Source organism: Allokutzneria sp. NRRL B-24872, from assembly GCF_002155965.1.
Taxonomy (GTDB): Bacteria; Actinomycetota; Actinomycetes; order Mycobacteriales; family Pseudonocardiaceae; genus Allokutzneria.
This window is the reverse complement of record NZ_MUMH01000077.1, coordinates 1-17200: the sequence shown is the minus strand read 5'-3', so window position 1 is coordinate 17200 and position 17200 is coordinate 1. Positions and strand designations below refer to the sequence as shown.

The 17200-nt window shown below is 71.5% G+C and carries 19 protein-coding genes; 13 read left to right on the top strand and 6 right to left on the bottom strand.

Annotation, left to right across the window (positions count from 1 at the left end; translation table 11 throughout):
* Nucleotides 1-260: 260 nt before the first annotated feature.
* Nucleotides 261-1028, bottom strand: coding sequence for a helix-turn-helix transcriptional regulator (locus CCN37_RS20845; protein WP_246843206.1), 768 nt, complete (start codon nt 1026-1028; stop codon nt 261-263).
* Between the two features lie 78 nt (nt 1029-1106).
* Between CCN37_RS20845 and CCN37_RS20840 the strand changes: the two genes are divergently transcribed.
* From CCN37_RS20840 to CCN37_RS20825, 4 genes are read left to right on the top strand one after another with little or no spacing between them, the layout of a single operon-like run.
* Complete coding sequence (locus CCN37_RS20840; protein WP_086823674.1) at nt 1107-2099, top strand: ABC transporter substrate-binding protein; 993 nt, start codon at nt 1107-1109, stop codon at nt 2097-2099.
* Nucleotides 2096-2902, top strand: coding sequence for a siderophore-interacting protein (locus CCN37_RS20835; protein WP_086823671.1), 807 nt, complete (start codon nt 2096-2098; stop codon nt 2900-2902). The genes CCN37_RS20840 and CCN37_RS20835 overlap by 4 nt, the downstream gene beginning before the upstream one ends.
* Entirely contained in the window at nt 2889-3869 is a 981-nt protein-coding gene (locus tag CCN37_RS20830) for an iron ABC transporter permease (protein WP_256388063.1), read from the top strand. The genes CCN37_RS20835 and CCN37_RS20830 overlap by 14 nt, the downstream gene beginning before the upstream one ends.
* Nucleotides 3869-4876 (top strand): iron chelate uptake ABC transporter family permease subunit, encoded by a 1008-nt coding sequence (locus tag CCN37_RS20825; protein ID WP_086823680.1) that lies wholly within the window; start codon nt 3869-3871, stop codon nt 4874-4876. Before CCN37_RS20830 ends, CCN37_RS20825 begins: the two co-directional genes overlap by 1 nt.
* On the opposite strand, the gene CCN37_RS20820 is transcribed toward CCN37_RS20825, so the two are convergent.
* Both CCN37_RS20820 and CCN37_RS20815 read right to left on the bottom strand, forming a co-directional pair.
* Entirely contained in the window at nt 4840-5655 is an 816-nt protein-coding gene (locus CCN37_RS20820; protein ID WP_143261711.1) for a hypothetical protein, read from the bottom strand. The two genes, CCN37_RS20825 and CCN37_RS20820, sit on opposite strands and share 37 nt — an antisense overlap.
* Nucleotides 5656-5698: 43 nt before the next feature.
* The gene (locus tag CCN37_RS20815) at nt 5699-6061 is read right to left on the bottom strand and encodes a peptidase inhibitor family I36 protein (RefSeq protein WP_086823663.1); all 363 of its coding nucleotides are present in this window, start codon (nt 6059-6061) and stop codon (nt 5699-5701) included.
* Nucleotides 6062-6178: 117 nt separating this feature from the next.
* Between CCN37_RS20815 and CCN37_RS20810 the strand changes: the two genes are divergently transcribed.
* Both CCN37_RS20810 and CCN37_RS20805 read left to right on the top strand, forming a co-directional pair.
* Nucleotides 6179-8917, top strand: coding sequence for an AfsR/SARP family transcriptional regulator (locus CCN37_RS20810; protein ID WP_246843205.1), 2739 nt, complete (start codon nt 6179-6181; stop codon nt 8915-8917).
* A gap of 50 nt (nt 8918-8967) precedes the next feature.
* Nucleotides 8968-9564, top strand: a complete 597-nt coding sequence (locus CCN37_RS20805) for a MarC family protein (RefSeq protein WP_086823660.1) — start codon at nt 8968-8970, stop codon at nt 9562-9564.
* Between the two features lie 5 nt (nt 9565-9569).
* On the opposite strand, the gene CCN37_RS20800 is transcribed toward CCN37_RS20805, so the two are convergent.
* Complete coding sequence (locus CCN37_RS20800; protein WP_086823656.1) at nt 9570-10547, bottom strand: helix-turn-helix domain-containing protein; 978 nt, start codon at nt 10545-10547, stop codon at nt 9570-9572.
* 94 nt (nt 10548-10641) lie between these two features.
* Between CCN37_RS20800 and CCN37_RS20795 the strand changes: the two genes are divergently transcribed.
* Nucleotides 10642-11658, top strand: a complete 1017-nt coding sequence (locus tag CCN37_RS20795) for a trans-acting enoyl reductase family protein (protein ID WP_086823653.1) — start codon at nt 10642-10644, stop codon at nt 11656-11658.
* On the opposite strand, the gene CCN37_RS20790 is transcribed toward CCN37_RS20795, so the two are convergent.
* The gene (locus CCN37_RS20790; protein WP_246843204.1) at nt 11651-12817 is read right to left on the bottom strand and encodes an FAD-dependent oxidoreductase; all 1167 of its coding nucleotides are present in this window, start codon (nt 12815-12817) and stop codon (nt 11651-11653) included. The two genes, CCN37_RS20795 and CCN37_RS20790, sit on opposite strands and share 8 nt — an antisense overlap.
* An 85-nt stretch (nt 12818-12902) precedes the next feature.
* On the opposite strand from CCN37_RS20790, the gene CCN37_RS20785 reads away from it, so the two are divergent.
* Genes CCN37_RS20785 through CCN37_RS20770 form a run of 4 tightly spaced genes read left to right on the top strand, consistent with a single transcriptional unit; the run spans nt 12903 to nt 15242 of the window.
* Nucleotides 12903-13490 (top strand): TetR family transcriptional regulator, encoded by a 588-nt coding sequence (locus CCN37_RS20785; RefSeq protein ID WP_086823648.1) that lies wholly within the window; start codon nt 12903-12905, stop codon nt 13488-13490.
* Nucleotides 13491-13537: 47 nt separating this feature from the next.
* Nucleotides 13538-13816 (top strand): PadR family transcriptional regulator, encoded by a 279-nt coding sequence (locus tag CCN37_RS20780; RefSeq protein WP_246843203.1) that lies wholly within the window; start codon nt 13538-13540, stop codon nt 13814-13816.
* Complete coding sequence (locus CCN37_RS20775; protein WP_086823644.1) at nt 13813-14790, top strand: hypothetical protein; 978 nt, start codon at nt 13813-13815, stop codon at nt 14788-14790. Before CCN37_RS20780 ends, CCN37_RS20775 begins: the two co-directional genes overlap by 4 nt.
* A 59-nt stretch (nt 14791-14849) precedes the next feature.
* Entirely contained in the window at nt 14850-15242 is a 393-nt protein-coding gene (locus CCN37_RS20770) for a hypothetical protein (protein WP_086823643.1), read from the top strand.
* 76 nt (nt 15243-15318) lie between these two features.
* Here CCN37_RS20770 and CCN37_RS20765 read toward each other — a convergent pair whose 3' ends face one another.
* Nucleotides 15319-16197 carry a MerR family transcriptional regulator gene (locus tag CCN37_RS20765; protein WP_086823641.1) on the bottom strand — a complete coding sequence of 293 codons (879 nt, stop codon included), beginning with the start codon at nt 16195-16197 and terminating at the stop codon, nt 15319-15321.
* A 45-nt stretch (nt 16198-16242) separates the two neighbouring features.
* On the opposite strand from CCN37_RS20765, the gene CCN37_RS20760 reads away from it, so the two are divergent.
* Together CCN37_RS20760 and CCN37_RS40025 are read left to right on the top strand one after the other, a co-directional pair.
* Entirely contained in the window at nt 16243-16980 is a 738-nt protein-coding gene (locus CCN37_RS20760; RefSeq protein WP_086823639.1) for a maleylpyruvate isomerase family mycothiol-dependent enzyme, read from the top strand.
* A gap of 62 nt (nt 16981-17042) precedes the next feature.
* Nucleotides 17043-17195, top strand: a complete 153-nt coding sequence (locus CCN37_RS40025; RefSeq protein WP_168200767.1) for a hypothetical protein — start codon at nt 17043-17045, stop codon at nt 17193-17195.
* The last annotated feature ends 5 nt before the right edge of the window (nt 17196-17200 follow it).

Sequence of the window (17200 nt, the reverse complement as noted above, 5' to 3'; positions counted from 1 at the left end):
AGAATGAATTCCCAGGCGCCCGAAACGCCGAAAGCCCCACGCTGGAACGCAAGGCGCACAACCCAACCGAGGCTTTACCTGGGGTGCGCGTGCCATACGCTCGCGCGAGGGCCGGGTTCACCACCCGTGCCCCTGTAAGGCCCAGGGGCACGCGCAAGGGGTTCCCAGGTCAAGCCGACCCGCCGCTGGTACCGGCGCGACCTGGAAGCCCAGCCGGGCCACGCTGGAAGCCCAGCCGTCCCCGACCAAAACCCAAAACCCTAAAACCCCGACCGAACCCGCCCAGGCGTGTGCCCGAACTCCTTCGCATACGCCGCCACGAACGCCGACGGATTCGCATACCCCACCCGATGTGCCACCTTCCCCACCGGATGGAACTCCAACAAAGCCCGGGCAGCCCGCAGCCTCACCACAGTCCGCCACCGCGAATACGACATCCCGAACTCGCGCTCAAAATCACGCTGTAACGTCTTCACGCTGGTGTGCAATCGCCCGGCCCACTCATCCAACTGCGTCCGATCTCCAGGATCGCGAGAAAGCTCCCGCGCGATGGTCATCGCAAACCCCGACCCGTTCGCGTGATGTGCGACGAATCCCGACGTCGACACCGCCACCCCGGACATGATCCGTGAGCGGGCGGCTAGAGCGCCCGAGCGGCCGACAGCGCGCAGCGCCGAGGCCGCGGAGGGCGACAGGGATACCGCGCCAACACGCAGATCGCGCAGCGCGGGAGGGACTTCGCGCAGGCACACCCGGTAGACGGTCCGCGCGTCGGCCGCGGCGACGGAGTGGGTGACCGCGCGCCGGGCCCAGAACGCCTCGCGGCTGCTGGTGAAGCCGCCGACGGTGCTGAGCACGCCGTCGGGGGACCAGTAGAGCTGGTGCAGGAAGTCCTCGCGGCTCTCGCCGAAGTCGATGCGGCCCTCGCAGTGGTAGACGAGCACCAGGATGCCGCCGGGGGTGCCGAGCCCGTGCGCGTGCTCCTCGCACACCACGGGGTCGGGCCCGAAGTGTCCTGTGGAGCGCATCAGGTGACCTCTCATCGACATCGAACGCGGACGGGGTAAGGCTAGCCTAAGTGCATCACAACACCCTGACCTGGAGGAATGCTTCACATGCGGGTGAGTCGCCTAGCCGCCGCCGTGGCAACCGCGCTCGTGCTGGTGTCCGGATGCGGTGCCGCGTCCGGGGGCACCGGGGGCGAGGTGCCGATGCGCGCAGTGACTGCCGACAACGGGGAGATCAAGGTCCCGGTCGAGCCGAAGCGGGTGATCGCGACGGGGTACGCGGTGCCGGTGCTGATCGAGTCCGGTGCCGCGCTCGTGGGCATCTCCACGTGGAAGCGCGGCGTGGAGATGATGAGCCCCGAGCACCGCGCGAGCTACGACAAGCTCGCGAAGGTGGCGGGGGAGCTGGCCACGGAGACCAACTACGAGGCGATCGCCGCGGCCGACCCGGACCTGATCGTGATCGGCGTGCCCAAGCCGGTGCTGGCCGACATCGACGTGAAGCGGCTGGAGTCCATCGCGCCGGTGGTGGCGATCGGGCCGAGCACGCCGCACGCGTGGCGCGAGCTGTCCCGGCGCCAGGCCGACGCGGCGGGCAGGCTCGGCAGCTTCGACGCGGCGAAGGCCGCCTACGAGAAGAAGGCCGCCGAGCTGAAGGCCAAGTACGCCAACGCCGTCCGCGGCGTGAAGTTCGGGCACGTCGGGGGCTACGGCGACGTGTCGGCGGGCAACTTCCAACGCGAGTTCTCCGGCTCCTGGGGCACCAACGTCGCCAACGACATCGGCGTGGAGTTCTACGGCGAGGTGAAGAAGAAGGGCGCGGGCTCGGCGAGCGTGTCCGAGTACTCCTCGATCGAGGAGCTGCCCGCGAGCTTCGCCCAGGCCGAGGTGATCACGTACACGCTGGAGCCGAACGGCTCGGTGGGCGCGCCGGTGCGCTACGTGCTGGACAGTCCACTGTGGAAGAACCTGCCCGCGGTCAAGGCGGGCAAGGCCTTCCCGGTCCGCTACACGCAGGCCTCGACCTATCCGTCCGCGATGTTCACCCTGGACTCGCTCGACAAGGCGCTCGCGCCGCTGGTGACCCGATGAGCAGGACGATCCACGCCGACTTCGCCGAGCGCGTCGCCGAGCACCAGCGCACCGGGCGCGGCGCGGTCCGCTTCGCCTATCCGATCGGCGTGTGCACCGCGCCGGTGGTGGAGCGCGAGGAGCTGACACCGCGCATGGTCCGGCTGACGCTGCGCGGCGAGGAGCTGACCGGCTTCCACTCCTACCAGGCCGACGACCACGTGAAGATCGTCTTCCCGGACGCGGACGGGACGCTGCGCCGCCCGGAGCGCAACGACGGCGGAACGCTGGACTGGCCGCGCCCGTTCCCGACTACCCGGGACTACACCGTGCGCCGCCACAGCGGTGACACGCTCGTGCTCGACCTCGTGCTGCACGAGGGCGGGATCGCGTCGGAGTGGGCGCGCGCGGCCGAGGTCGGCGAGCTGGTCACGGTGGCGGGACCGCCCGGGGGCAAAGCGTTCCCGTACACCCACGACCACTACGTGCTGGCCGTGGACGCGACCGGGCTCCCGGCGGCGGCGCGCTGGCTGGAGGACGCGCCGCCCGGCTCGACCGTGCACCTGGTGTCCGAAGTGGACGATCCGGTTGAGCACGACTACCCGCTGCCGGAGCGCGCCGGGCTGACCGTGATCAGGTTGGTGCGCGACGGGGTCGGCTCGGACCTCGCGGAGACCGTGTTCGGGCTCGGCCTGCCGGAGGGAACGTTCCTGTTCGCGGCGGGCGAGGCCAACGACATCAAGCCGCTGCGGTCCTGGGCCAAGGACCTCTCGTCGGTCACCGGCTACTGGAAACGCGGAGTCGCCGGTCTTGAACGCGAGTAGGACCACGGCTCTCGCGGGGTGTGCCGTGGTGCTGGGCGTGGTCGCCGTGCTCAGCATGGGTGTCGGAGCGCAGCCGCTCGCGCCCGCCGAGGTGTGGAGCGCGCTGGTCGACCCCGGCGCGGACAACGCGAGCCTGATCGTGTGGGACATCCGGCTGCCCAGGATGCTCCTCGCGGTCGCGGTGGGTGCCGCGCTGGCGGCGGCCGGGGCGCTCATGCAGGCGACGACCCGCAACGAGCTCGCTGAGCCCGGAATCCTCGGCGTGACGGCGGGAGCGGGCTTCGGGATCACGGTCGGCACTGCGCTCGGACTCGCCGGAACCCAGTACGGGCAACTGCTCCTCGCCGTGGTCGGTGCCGGAGCCGCCTCCGCGCTGGTGTACACGGTCGGCCGGTCCTCGCCGGTGCGGTTGCTGCTCGCGGGGGTGGCGCTCAGCTCGGTGCTGGCCGGGATCTCGTTGGGGCTCAGGCTGATCACGCCGGAGGTCTTCGACAGGTTCCGGTTCTGGGCGGTGGGCTCGCTCGCCGGGCGCGAGCAGGTCCCGCTGGTCGTGCCGGTGGCGGTGATCGTCGTTTCGCTCGTCGGGGCGCTCGCGGTGAGCAAGCAGGTGTCGGCGCTGCTGCTCGGCGAGGACGTGGCGCGCTCGCTCGGCGTCAACCTCACGCGGACCCGGCTCGCGGTGCTCGTGCTCGTCACCTTGTTGTCCGGTGCGGCAACGGCGGTGGCCGGTCCCATCGTGTTCGCCGGGCTGATCGTGCCGCACCTCGCGCGTCGTGTGGCGGGGATGTCGGTGCCGTGGCTCGTCGCGTTCAGCGTGGCGCTCGGCCCGATCCTGCTGCTGGTCTCCGACATCGCGGCGCGCGTGCTGCTGCCGACCGGCGAGGTGCCGGTGTCGATCGTGACGGCCGTCCTCGGCGGCCCGGTGCTGATCTCCGTGGTGCGCAGGCGAAGGACTGCAGCCCTGTGATCGTCCTGCGCCGAGGTCCGGTGTCGATCAGGTTCCGGCGGCGGACGGTCTACGGAACCCTTGTGCTGCTTGCCATCGCGGCCGGGCTCAGCGTGCTCGCGCTGTGCCAGGGCGCGGTGTGGTTGTCCCCGGCGCAGGTGCTCACCGCGTTGTCCGGGCGCGGAGGCACATCGGTGGTCGTGCTGGAGTGGCGGTTGCCGAGAGTGGTGGCCGCGCTCGTCTTCGGCGCCGCGCTCGCGCTGGCCGGGGCGGTGATCCAGAACCTGACGCGGAACCCGCTGGGCAGCCCGGACGTGCTCGGCATCGAGGCGGGCTCCTACACCGGCGCGCTGATCGTCATGACCGGGGTGATCGCCGAGGTCCCCGGCCTGCTCACCGGGATGGCCATGCTCTGCGGGATGCTCGCGGCGGGCGTGGTCTACGCGCTGTCGCTGAAGTCGGGGATCGATCGCACGCGGCTCGTCGTGATCGGGATCGCGGTGAACGCGATGCTCGTGGCGCTCAACGCCTGGATCGTGCTGCGTGCGGAGCTGGAGGTGGCGATCGCGGCGACGGGGTGGAGCGCGGGCTCGCTCAACGGCCTCGGCTGGGACGACCTCCAGATCCCGCTGATCGTCGTCGGCGCGCTGGTCCTGCTGTTCACGGCGCTGTCCGGGCAGCTGAACCAGGCAACGGTCGGCGATGAGGTGGCCGTCGCGACCGGGGTTCGGCTCGGCAGGCTGAGGCTGGTCACCGTGCTCGCTGCGGTCGCGTGCTCGGCGACGGTGACGGCCGTGACGGGGCCGATCGTGTTCATCGCGCTGGCCGCGCCGCAGATCGGGCGGAGGTTGTTCGCGACCTCGGGTGTCGGTCTGCTGCCCGCCGCGCTGACCGGTGGAGTCCTGCTGCTCGGCGCCGACCTGATCGCTCAGCTGCTGCTCGCGCCAGTCGCGTTGCCGGTCGGCGTCGTGACCACGGCGATCGGCGGCTGCTACCTCTTGTGGTTGCTGCTCAAGGAAATGCGCTGAGCTTCGACGAGCAGCGCGTGAGCTTGAACCACGGTGCCTTCGTTGTCGGCCAACCAGCGCCGCACGATGCGATCCGCCGCTGCCTCCCGTAGTTCGTGCAGGCGCGTGGCGGCCCGGCATTCGGCGTCGGCCGTGGCGAGCGCGACCTCCTCGCTCGGGTGCTTCTTCGCCAGTGCGATGGCTTCGGCGGGGGCCGCGACGCGGTGTCCCTTGACGCCCATGCACTGCGCGTAGGACTCATACGCGGCAACGACTTCCTGGTCCCGGTCCGCTCCGCTCGCCTGCCGTTGGGCCAGCTCGGCGGTGTAGAAGACGGTGAGGAAGTTCGCGACCGAGCCGTACAGCTCTTTCCGTGCGCTACCAACACATCCGCCGGAGGACGCCGCCGTCTCGAAGCCCCCGGCCAGCGTCACGCGGACGTCGGTGCCGGTGTCCCCGCGCAGTACCTCGTGGAAGCGCTCCCTGCTCTCGGGCGGCAGCGCGTCCGCGTGCGCCTCGACAGGTCCTTGGCGCGAGGCAGCGATCATCACCGAGTCCGGGTAGCCCTCGCGGCGCGCGTCCTCCACGCGCAGCGGAGCGGAGGCGCGGACGAGCCCGACAACGGGGCGGTCGTCGCGCGGCGGTGGAACGTCCGGATAGGACAGTCCGGCGCGGCGCATGCACTGGGCGATCAGCTGGTTCTCCGCGACGTCGAGCGCGGCGGCACGCAAGCCGCCGTCAGCAGCACGAACAGGGCCGCTACCAGCGCGGATCGGGTCGCTGTCATGTCTTCCCCTCACCGGAACGAGGGGGCGCCGTGGTGGCACCCCCTCGCGCGCCCGGCTACTTGACGTCGAACTGGTCGATCTTGTCGTTCGCGCTGCCGATGGTGCTGGCGTCGGTGTAGGGCGCCCACTTGTAGACGTCGTCGCCGATGCCGAGGCGCAGGTTGACGCCCACCCACTGGTTGCCGGTGTTGTTCGAGCCCGACGAGGTCCTGTCGTTGGGCGCGTCGACGGTCGCCCCTCGCCCGGCGCGGGACTGGACGAGGACGGCGCCGGTGAAGTTGATGTGCTCGTAGGCGCAGAAGTACCCGGTGGCGCACTTCAGCTTCGCGGGCGCGGCGGTGGCCGGGGCGATGGCCGAGAGCAGGCCGGCGGTGGCGAGCGCGGAGACGGCGAACGCGCTGATCACTCGTGTTTTCATGATGTTTCCCCTCGGTGGGTCGTGGAGCTGGGCACACCGTCGGGGCTCTATCGTGTGGATCGCTTGCGAGATTCTGCAAAGCGCAGGTCCGAGCGGGGGGAAGCGGGGTCGGCAGGGGTGTTGCGCTTGTTGGGCGAGGTGGCCGCTGACACCGGCGGGGACACCGGCGGGCGACCGGTGGACCTCGGTCCCGCCAAGCAGCGGCTGGTGCTCGCCGCGCTCGCCGTCGACGCCGGTCGGGTGGTCCCCGCCGAACGCCTCGCCGTGCGGGTGTGGGGCGAGGACGTGCCCCGCCGCGCCCGGGCGACGCTGCACAGCTACATCTCCCGGCTGCGCCAAGCCCTCGACGGCGTGGCCGACGTGATCATCGAGCGGCGCGCGAGCGGTTACGCGTTGATCAGCGAGTCCGTTGACCTGCACCGGTTTCGTGCCCTCCGCGCGGAAGCGGTGGGCCAGGCCGACGAAGCGCGGGCGGAGCGGCTGCTGACCGAAGCGCTCCAGCTGTGGCGCGGAGAGGCGCTGACCGGCGTCGGCGGGGAGTGGATCGAGGGCGAGCGCGCGCGGCTGGAACGGGAGCGGCTGGACGCGCGGCGCGAGCTGGCCGACGCGCGGCTGCGCCTGGGACAGGGGGAGCAGCTGGTGGTCGAGCTGGCCGCGCTCGCGGCGGAGCACCCGCTCGACGAGCACGTCGCCGACCAGTACATGCGGGCGCTGCACCAGGCCGGGCGGACCGCTGACGCGCTGGAGCACTACCGGGAGGTCCGCGACCGCTTGGTCGAGGAGCTGGGCACCGACCCCGGCGCCGCGCTCCAGGAGCTGCACCGCAGGCTGCTCGCCGCCGATCCGGAGCTGGCCGCCACCCCCGCCGCGCGCGTCGTCCCGCGTCAGCTGCCCGCAGCGCCCGCCCCGTTCGTGGGCCGCGAGGGCGAGCTGGACCGCTTGGGGCACAAGGAAAGGATCTCCGTCATCGCCGGGGCGGGCGGGATCGGCAAGACCTGGCTCGCGCTGCACTGGGCGCATCGGCACGCCGCGCACTTCCCCGACGGCCAGCTGTTCGTGGACCTGCGCGGCTTCAGCCCGGACACCGCGCCGATGGAGCCCGTCGTGGCCGCGCGCGGATTCCTCGGCGGGCTCGGCGTCGACCCGAGCCAGATCCCGGCCGACCCGCACGCGTGCTCGGCCCTGTTCCGCAGCCTGATCGCGGAGCGGCGGATGCTGCTCGTGCTGGACAACGCCGTCGACACCGCCCACGTGGTGCCGCTGCTGCCCGGCACCGAGCGGTGCAAGGTCGTCGTCACCAGCCGCAACCGGCTGTCCGGGCTCGTCACCGCGCACGGCGCGCACTACGTGCCGCTGGACGTGCTGTCCGATGTGGAGGCACGTGAGCTGGTGCGCGACCGGCTCGGCGCGGCCAGGACGTCGGCCGAGCACGACGCCGTCGAGCGGCTCGTCGCACTGTGTGGCGGTTTTCCCCTGGCGTTGACCATCGTCGCGGCGCACGCGCAGACCCGCCCGCAGCTCCCGCTCTCGGTGTTGGCCGACGAGCTGCACGACCTCGGGTTGAGCGCGCTGGAGGACGAGGACCCCACCGCGAGCCTGCCCAGCGTGCTGTCGTGGTCGCACCGCGCGCTCACCCCCGACGAGGCGACCGCGTTCGGGCTGCTCGGCGCGGCGCCCGGCCCGGACATCAGCGTGCACGCCGCCGCTTCGCTGCTCGGCCTGCCGGTGAAGGACGCGCGGGCGCTGCTGCGCGGGCTGGAGCAGGCTTCGCTGATCAGCCAGGACGCGCGCGGGCGCTTCGGCATGCACGACCTGGTCCGGCGCTACGCGGCCGAGATCGGCGGGGAGCTGCCCGAGGACGCGCTGCGCCGGCTCGTCGACTTCCACCTGCACACCGCCTACGCCTGCGACCGGGTGCTGTTGCCGTTCCGCCCGCCCGTCGAGCTCGACCCGCCCGCGCCCGGCACCCACGTGCAGCCGCCGGTGGAGCGCGCCGCGGCGATGCTGTGGTTCGCCGCCGAACACGACTGCGCGCTCGCCCTCCAGCAGGCGACGGCCGAGCGTGGATGGCACCTCAGCACCTGGCGGATCGCGTGGACGCTCAACACGTTCGTGCAGGTGCGGCTGCTGCACCGCGATTGGCTCGCGGTGTGGGAGCGGGCGCGGGAGGCCGCCGAGCACCTTGACGACCCGACCACGCGCATCCTCGCCCTGCAGTATTTCGGGCTCGCGCAGGCGTGCCTCGGGTACGGGCACGAGGGGATCGGCCACCTCTTGCAGGCGCTCGCCCTCGCCGCCCAGCAGGACGACGCCGCCCATCAGGGGCACATCCACCGCGCGCTGTCGCGGGCCTGCGAACAGCAGGGTGACGACACCGCCGCGATGGAGCACTCCGCGTACGCGCTGCGCTTCTACCGCGCGCTCGGCAATCCCGTGTGGTTGGCCGCCGGGCTCAACACCTACGGGTGGGACCTGGCCAAGCTCGGTCGCTTCGACGAGGCGCGGCGGCACTGCCGGGAGGCGTTGGAGCTGCACCACCAGTGGGCGCCCTCCGCCGAGCAGGCCAACACGTTGGACAGCCTCGGCTTCATCGAGCTGGGCGCGGGCAACCACGAGGAGTCGATCACCTACTACCGCGAAGCCCTTGCGCTGTACCGAGAACTCGGCAACCGGCTCGGCATCGCCGATCCCCTGGAAGGGCTCGGTCAGGCGTACGTCGCGGCCGGAAGGCCCGATGAGGCTCGGCAGGCGTGGCAGGAGGCGGTGGAGCTGTACACCCAGCTCGGGCGGGACCACGACGCGCAGCGCATGCGCGAGCACATCGAGGCGTTCGACCGCGCGGGCCAGACGACCTGAGCGGCGGCTTCGAATAGCGGAGTCCGCGCACCGGATCGATCATTGCGGCCATGACCTTCGTCGAGGCGTTCAGCATCCTCATCGCCGTGGTCGGTCCGCCGAAGATCCTGCTGGCCTTCGTCAGCGACACCGAGCACGTGGACGCCCGCCGCCGCTGGCGCGTCGCGCTGACCACGACGGCGATCGCGCTCGCGACGGGGCTCTTCGTGATCGTGGCCGGGCGCCTGCTCATCCAGGTGTTCCACATCAGCGGCGGCGCGCTGATGCTGGCCAGCGGGGTGATCCTCTTCGTGCACGCGCTCGACCTCGTGCTCGACCGGGGGAACCACCACGCGCACGTCGACCGCACCGGCGGCACGCACGAGCTGGCGACCGCGTACTACGCCAACCCCGTCGCCGTGGCCTACCTGTTCCTGATGGCCGACGCGAGCACCCTGCCGTCGAGCCTTTCCCTGGCCGGGGCCTACGTCGCGGTCATCGGGCTCGACCTCGTCGCGATCCTGGTGCTCGGCATCCTGCTGCGCTACGTGAAGACGACCTACACGTGGGTGCTCGTCCGCGTCCTGGGCGTGCTCTTGGCGGCGCTGGGCGTCGATCTGATCATCACCGGCCTCGAACAGCTGCACATCATCGGCTCGGTGGACTGACCGGCTCAACCGGCGACGCGGGCGGCGTCGGAGCGCTCGTGGAACGCGCGGCGATAGGCGCTCGGCGGCACCCCGACGATGCGCGCGAAGTGCGCCCGCAGGCTCGCGGCGCCACCGAAACCGCAGTTGTCGGCGATCCAGCCGACGGGGCGGTCGCTGGTCTCCAGGAACTGCTGCGCGCGCCGAACCCGTTGCTGCAGAAGCCATTGCAGCGGTGACATCCCGAGCGCTTCGGCGAAGCGGCGCTCGACGGTGCGCACGCTGACCTTCGCCCGCGCGGCCAGGTCGGAGCCGGTCAGCGGCAGGTGCAGGTGCTCGTCGGCCCAGTCGAGCAGCGCGGCCAGCCAGTCCTCGCGGATCGCGGGCGCCGCCGGGCGGTGGTACTGCGACTGACCGCCGTCGCGGTGCGGCTGCGTGACCAGGCGGCGGGCCAGCTCGGCGGCCACCGCCGCGCCGTGGTCGATCCGCACCACGTGCAGGCACGCGTCGATCCCGGCGACGGTGCCCGCCGAAGTGATCACGTTGGCGTCCTCGACGTAGAGCACGGTCGCGTCGACGCGCACGGCCGGATAGCGCTGCGCCAACTCGTCCGCGTGCAGCCAGTGCGTCGTCGCCCGGCGCCCGTCGAGCACCCCGGCGGCGGCCAGCACGAAGGCGCCGGAGCAGATCGACAGGATGCGGATGCCGCGCCGGTGCGCCTCGCGGACGAGCTCGACCAGCTCGGCAGGCGGGTCGTCGTGCACGTTCTCGCAGGCCGGGACCACGAGTGTGTCGGTGTCCGCGAGGTCCCAGCCTTCGGTGGGGGCGAGGGTGAAACCGGGGCTCAGCCGCACCGTCTCGGTGCCGACGGGGACGACCGAGAAGCGGTACCACGGGTCGGCCAGGTGCGGCCGGTCCACGCCGAAGACCTGGCACGGGACCGCCGCCTCGAAGATCGGCATGGCGTCGGTGACGGCCATGACGACGCGATGGGGCCTGCGCATGACGCGAACCTAGCGCACGTTGTCGCTGCGCACGGTGGTCCGGGCCGCCTCTGACCAGCACGATCTCATCAAGCTCAGCACACGAGGAGATGAGATGACGAAGCCGGTGGTCGCGGTGTTCGGTGCCTACGGGCACACCGCCAAGTTCGTGACGGCGGAGCTGCTGGAGCGCGGGTTCACCCCCGTGCTGTCCGGGCGCGACGCCGCGAAGCTCGCCGAGGTCGGGGGCGGCCTGGAGACGCGGGTCGCCTCCGCCGACGACCCCGCCTCGCTCGACCGCGCGCTCGCCGGGGCTGCCGCGGTGATCAACTGCGCGGGTCCGTTCGGGGACACCGCGCCCGCGCTGGTCGAGGCCGCGCTGCGCGCCGGAATCCACTACTTCGACGTCACCGGCGAGACCCTGGTGGCGATCGACACCTTCGACACCTACCGCCAGGACCCGAGGGTGAAGGAGGCGGGCGTGGTGATCGCGCCGGTGATGGCGTTCTACGGCGCGCTCGGCGACCTGCTCGCGACGGCCGCGCTGGGGGAGTGGGCCAGCGCCGACGAGATCTCCGTGGCCGTCGCGCTCGACAGCTGGCAGCCGACGCGCGGCACGCTGCTCGCGGGTGCTCGCCGAGCCGGGCGCCGCGTCGTCTACGCCGACCACCGGATGAGCGTCCGGCCCGGCGACGAGCCGCAGCCGACGTCGACGTGGACCTTCCCCGCTCCGTTCGGCACCCAGGACGTCGTCGGCGAGTTCTCCACCACCGACGTCGTCACGATCGCCCAGCACATCGACACCGAGCGCATCTCCTCGTACCTGAACACCACTCCGCTCAAGGACTTCGTCGACCCCTCGCCCGATGGCCCGGAGGCGGTGGACGCCAGCGGTCGTTCCGCTCAGGTGTTCCTGGTGGAAGTCGTTGTGCGGCGCGGAGAAACGACTCGTCGGGTCTTCGCGCGGGGCCGTGACATCTACGCGTTCACCGCGCCGATCGTGGTGGAGGCGACCTCGCGAGTCCTGTCCGGCCGCGCGCTGACGAGCGGTGCCGTGACCGCCGGAGAACTGTTCGACGCCAAGGACTTCCTGCGCTCGCTGCCCTTCGACGAGCTGTCCGAGCTCAGCTGAGTGGTTTCGGCTGGTTCGCCCGCTCGACGGAGCGCCGGATCAGCCCGCGCAGCCCCGGCAGCTGGATGGCGCGGATCATCAGGTCCCGGGCGAACACGTGCGCTCGCGTTGGCGGGGCGAACTGGCTGATTCCTTTGCGGGCCAACGCTTGTCGCTTGCTCACCTCCGGGCGCAGCCGGGCTTCCCAGCGGGTGAGGGCGGTCGGGAGGTCGTCCTCCGCCAGCGCCAGGCCGAGGTGGTCGGCGCCGGTGAGCGCGAGGGCCGCGCCGTAGCCCGCGAACAGCGTGACGCACCACGCGGCGTCGCCGAGCAGGACGACCCGTCCGCGGCTCCACGAGTCCATCGCGATCTGGCTGACCGAGTCGAAGTACGCGGCGTCGCTGACCTGAGCGAGAACGTCGGGGAACGCTCCGCCCAGGTCGGCGAACGCCTCGCCCAGTGACTTCGCGGCGCCCCGCTTCAGCTCGGCGGCGACGTCGGCGTGGTGGTAGGCGAAGAACGCCGACGAGCGGCCCGGGCCGAGGTTGACCACGGCGGCGGTGCGGCGCGGGCCGATGAACGTGGCGCTCGCGCTGTCCGGAACCTCGCGCGGCAGCTGGCTCAACGGGAATGCCCCGACGAGATGGTCCATGTCCACGCGGAAGTCGGCTTCGGGCCCGAACACGATCTCGCGCACTCCGGAGTGCAGGCCGTCCGCGCCGACGAGCAGATCGGCGCGCTCGGCCGTCCCGTCGCTCAGCGCGACGTCAACGCCCTCAGGGTCCTGTGAGACGCCCACAACCGTTGTGCTGAAACGGATCTCGACGCGGTCGCACACCGCCTCGTACAGCACGGACTCCAGGTCGCCGCGGAAGACCGTGAGCGCGCGTGCGCCCACGGCGGCTTCGGCGAGCGCGGCGGGCACGGTGAACTTCTCGCTCCCATCGGCCCGCACGAGGATCGAGGAGAACAACCCGAGATCCTTCGCGGTGAGCACGGGCAGCAGCCCCATCCGCTCGACGGCGGCGTAGCCGTGGCCGAGCAGGTTGACCATGTAGCCGCTGCTGCGCCGGGCCGGGGCGCGTTCGACCACGAGCACCTGCCACCCGGCTCCGCTCAGCCGGAGTGCGGTGGACAGTCCGGCGATCCCCGCCCCCGCCACCACAACCTTCTTCGTCACCGCGGCTCCCCTCAGGTATGAACGTGTGTTCAAACTGAGTATGAACACGCGCTCATACTGGGCGCAAGTCCCGTAGACTCGGCGAATGCCCAGAGGAGTCGCCATTCCCGAGGTCCGGCAGCAGCTGTTCGCCGCCGTTGAGCGGGTGATCGCCAGGAACGGACCGGGCAGGCTCAGCGGGCGCGCCGTCACCGCTGAGGCCGGGGTCGCGACCGGCCTGCTGCACGCGCACTTCGCCGATCTCGACGATTTCCTGGCCGCCTATGCCGTCGACCGCGCGTTCCTGGTGTCCGCGGGAGCCGGGGCGCTCGCGGAGCGCGTCGGTACGGGCGACGTCGCCGAGAATCTGTGCGAAGCGATCATCGCGACGCCGCCGTCGACGGTCGGCACGTTGGCCAAACTCCTTGTCGCACGGCCAGAACTGGCTGCTCGGGTGCACGGCGTGCTCGGCGACGGGACCGCCGGCCTGGACGCGATCGAGCACGCCGTCGCCGCCTACCTCGCGGCGGAGCAGGAGCGTGGTCGCGTCTCGGCGAAGGCGTCCCCCGAAGCTCTCGCCCTCGCCGTGGTGGGCGCCCTGCACCACTTGGTGCTCACCACGCCCGACGACGTCCACCCACGGCTGCGCCAGGTGGTCGGCGCGCTCCTGGGGGCTCCCACGAAGCGTCCCTGAGAGATCGGCTGTTGGCATATATCGGGGGGCGATATATAGTCGGCGGCGTGTCCAGGAGAGCGATGAACGAGCGCGGCTCACTCGTGCTGACCGTGCTGGCCGAGGGGGCCCTGCACGGTCACGGCATCGTGCGCGCGGTGGGGGAGCTGACCGGGGAACGCGTGCGGCTGCGGGTGGGGGCGCTCTTCGGCGTCCTGGACCGCTTGGTGGCCTCGGGCCTGGTCGAACACGACCGGGACGAGGCCCACCAGGGACGGCCACGGCGCTACTACCGGCTCACCGGTGCGGGCGCGCGTGTCGGGGACTTCAAGGGAGGAGCGGCATGACCGCGCTGGAGCGGCGTTACCGCAGGATGCTCGTGGTCCTGCCGAAGTGGTACCGGGCCGAGCGCGAGGAGGAGATGGTCGCGGCCTTCCTCGACGACGCCGACGTGCGCGGCGAGGTCAGCTGGCCGGGCGAGTTCGGCAGCCTCTTGGCGCTGTCGGCGCGCACCCGCTGGCCCGGCACGACGGGCAGCCCGCGAGCCCTCGTCAAGGGACAGGTCGTCCGCCTCGTCGCGTTGCTCGGCATGCTGTTCCTCTCGGTGATTTCCGTGAACTTCGGCCTGACGAGCTTGTTCCCGAAGCTCTCCGGGCACTACGAGCCGAGAACGGTGCACGTCGAAACTGCCTGGCAGTGGTACGACTTCGCCTGGGTCGGCTTCTGGTCCCTGTCGTTGGTCACCTTCCTCGCCCTGATCAGCGGGGCACGGCTGGTGGCGCGGGTGTCGGCGGGCCTGTTCCTGGCGACGACGGCGTTCTTTGTCGTCGACGTGGTGAGCGGCGCGGAGGAGATGTCCGCCTACACGCTGGTGTTCTGTGCGAGCAGCGCGTTGTACGTGGCGTGCGTCTTCGCCGGGTTCCACGGGGACGCGCCGGAGGTGCGGGCGCGGTGGTGGCTGGCGACGCTCGTCGGCGTCGTCGCGGGGCAGATCGGCATGACCTGGCTGCCTTCCTACGGCGGCGTCCACATCGCCATCGCGGCGGGCGCGGTGGTCTACGTGATCGGGTACCACCTGAAGGCGTGGCGCATGAACGCCGCGTGGGCGCTGGCCTCCGCCGTGATCGTCGGGTTGGAGGCGGTCGAGGCGCTGTCGGAGGCGCCTGCCTACCTCGCTGGGAACGTGGTGCCGATGCTGGGAACCACGGTCGCCCTTGTGGAGGCAGTGGCGTTGACGGTGCTGGCGCTGTGGTTGTGGGCGCAGGCGGTGAAGGCGTTGCCCGCGCAGGAGCGGAGCCCGCTGCGCGGCGCGGCCGCGTGAACTCGATCTTTGCGGTGGGTGCTTGCCTCTCAATGTGAGGAGGCGCTTCACTGGCTGGCATGCGACGCTCCCGCCTGCCGATCCCGGCGGCGTTCGGTTTCCCGCTCGGCGCGGCGTTGGCCCTGGTGGTGACCAGTCTCGTCGCCGCGACCGGGGCGGCTCCGCTGTCGCTGATCGCGATGGTCGTGGTGGTCGACAGCATCGCCGTGCTGTCGACCTTCCGCGCGGCGATGCCCACCGTCGCGGTGTGCTGGGGCCTGCACAGCACGTTCATGATCGGCGAGTACGGGGTGCTCACCCTGAGCGCGGAGACCGGCAACAACGCGCTCGTGCTGACGCTGTGCGCGATCACCGCGCTGGCCTTCGCCTCCACGCTGCGCCCGAACGGCAAGCTGTTGCACCAGCGCCGGTACCACCCGCGCGCCTGGCGCATTCCCGACCAGCGCCGCTAGCCCGTGTCGGAAACCGACAAACCTCCGCGCGGCACACTCCGGAAATCGGGGCTGCGCGGGCGAAATGCCACCAGGTTCAGAGCGCGTCGAGCAACCATGCGTGCGCCTCGCCCGCTGTCACCTCCTCTCCGGTGAGGGTTCCCACGAGTCGCCAGTAGCGGCGGAGCCGAGGATCGCGCTCCGCCTCGGTCTCGGCGAGCAGCCGCCGCCGGAAGGCCGGGGTGTCGCGCTCGCGCAGGGCTTCCGCGTGCGCGACCACGAAGCGGTCGAGCGCGGGGCCCGCACGCGGGCGTTCTCCGGCCGCGACAAGGGGGCGGGCCAGCTCGCACGCCTCGCCGACGCCCTCGTGCAGGGTGCGCTGGTCGGCCACCACCACGCGCGCGGCGAGGCGTTGGCGCAGCGACGCGTCTCGGACCACTTGAACCATGCCCGCGTAGGCGAGGACCTGCGCGGGCGTGGGCTCGATGGGGGCCAGCGGCGCGCTCACGGACAGGAACATCTCCACGGTGTCGACGGGCGCTCGGACCAGGTAGGCGTTGTGCCAGAAGGACACCAGCGCTTCGCGTGCCGCCGTGTCGTCCTGGACGGCGGCGAGCAGGCCGATGCGTGCCGCGCGCTCGTCGGGCGCCGCGTCCTCCACGGCGCGCAGCGAAGCTCGGCGCCACGACAGGAGAGCGAGCTCGCGGTCCACGGTGCGGCGCTCGGCGGCAACTGCTTCGCTCAGGGATCGTTGTCCAGCAAGAACCTCCTCGATCGTCGTCAATCCGAGCCCGAAGGCGCGCAGCTGTCGCACGGTGCTCAACCGCTGCACCGACGAGCGTGCGAAGCGGCGGTGGCCGCCCGCGCTCCGTGCCACGTCGAGCAGGCTGTTGTCGCAGTAGAACCGGATCGTCCGCACCGGGATGCCGGTCAGCTGAGCCAGCTCCCCGATGGACAGAGTCGTGTCGTGCGTCACTGTCGCTTGAACCTCCACCCGGGTGGAGTTCCTACGGTACGGCGCATGGACACCACTTGGCTCGCACAACAGCTGCGAGGGCGGACAGAGAATCTTGCCGCACTCGCCGTGACCGGTGACCCGGCTGCCACCGTGCCGACTTGTCCACAATGGACACTCCGCGTGCTCGTCGGGCACATCGGCCAGGCGCACCGCTGGGCGGCGGAGATCGCGCGCACCGGCGAAGCCGCAGCGGTGCCCGACCCGCATACGGCCGATCCCGGCGAGGTGGACCACTGGCGGGACTGGCTGATCGAAGGCGCTGCCGAGCTGGTCACGGCCGTGCGCGCCGAAGCTCCTGTGTGGACGTTCTTGGGGCCGCGCCCGGCGTCCTTCTGGCTCCGGCGCATGCTGCACGACGCCGTTGTGCACCACCTCGACATCGGCCGCACCGTCGGAACCGTCGTGGAGGTGGACCCCGTGCTCGCCGCGGACGGCATCAGCGAAGTTCTCGAACTGCTGACCGCGCCCGGTGCTGAAGCCGTCAAACCCGCGCTCGCCGAGCTGCGCGGCTCCGGCCAAACAATCGCCGTGCAAGCGACCGATTGCGCGACCGGGTGGCGCATTTCCCTTACCCCCAAGGGAATTCGTCTCGACGACAGCGGTGCACCCGCCGACGCGACGGTGACTGGAAGCGCGCAAGAGCTGTTGACTGTGTTCACAGGGCGAAGCGCCGTGGACAGCGTGGTCGTGCGAGGTGACCGTGCACTGGTGGAGCACTGGCTCGCGCACACCGCGCTCTGAGCCGACCGGCGGTCCTCCAGGACCACCCCGGGTTCGTCACGTGCGCGCTCGGCGACGGCTCGGTGTCACTGGCGCTCTACGCATGGGAAGCCGCCGCGCAGGACGCCGGAGTGCCCGCAGAAGGCAACGGTTTCCGCGGCTCCTCGTTCCACTTCATCACCGACTCGCGGGAAGCCGTCGACGAGGTGATGAGCGCGGCGGCTTCCCATGCGTAGAGCGC

Bases quoted from the DNA above. Each gene is read 5' to 3' on its own strand.
- CCN37_RS20845 (WP_246843206.1), bottom strand. From the start codon at position 1,028: ATGCGCTCCACAGGACACTTCGGGCCCGACCCCGTGGTGTGCGAGGAG.
- CCN37_RS20840 (WP_086823674.1), top strand. From the start codon at position 1,107: ATGCTTCACATGCGGGTGAGTCGCCTAGCCGCCGCCGTGGCAACCGCG.
- CCN37_RS20835 (WP_086823671.1), top strand. From the start codon at position 2,096: ATGAGCAGGACGATCCACGCCGACTTCGCCGAGCGCGTCGCCGAGCAC.
- CCN37_RS20815 (WP_086823663.1), bottom strand. From the start codon at position 6,061: ATGAAAACACGAGTGATCAGCGCGTTCGCCGTCTCCGCGCTCGCCACC.
- CCN37_RS20805 (WP_086823660.1), top strand. From the start codon at position 8,968: ATGACCTTCGTCGAGGCGTTCAGCATCCTCATCGCCGTGGTCGGTCCG.
- CCN37_RS20800 (WP_086823656.1), bottom strand. From the start codon at position 10,547: ATGCGCAGGCCCCATCGCGTCGTCATGGCCGTCACCGACGCCATGCCG.
- CCN37_RS20795 (WP_086823653.1), top strand. From the start codon at position 10,642: ATGACGAAGCCGGTGGTCGCGGTGTTCGGTGCCTACGGGCACACCGCC.
- CCN37_RS20785 (WP_086823648.1), top strand. From the start codon at position 12,903: ATGCCCAGAGGAGTCGCCATTCCCGAGGTCCGGCAGCAGCTGTTCGCC.
- CCN37_RS20775 (WP_086823644.1), top strand. From the start codon at position 13,813: ATGACCGCGCTGGAGCGGCGTTACCGCAGGATGCTCGTGGTCCTGCCG.
- CCN37_RS20770 (WP_086823643.1), top strand. From the start codon at position 14,850: ATGCGACGCTCCCGCCTGCCGATCCCGGCGGCGTTCGGTTTCCCGCTC.
- CCN37_RS20760 (WP_086823639.1), top strand. From the start codon at position 16,243: ATGGACACCACTTGGCTCGCACAACAGCTGCGAGGGCGGACAGAGAAT.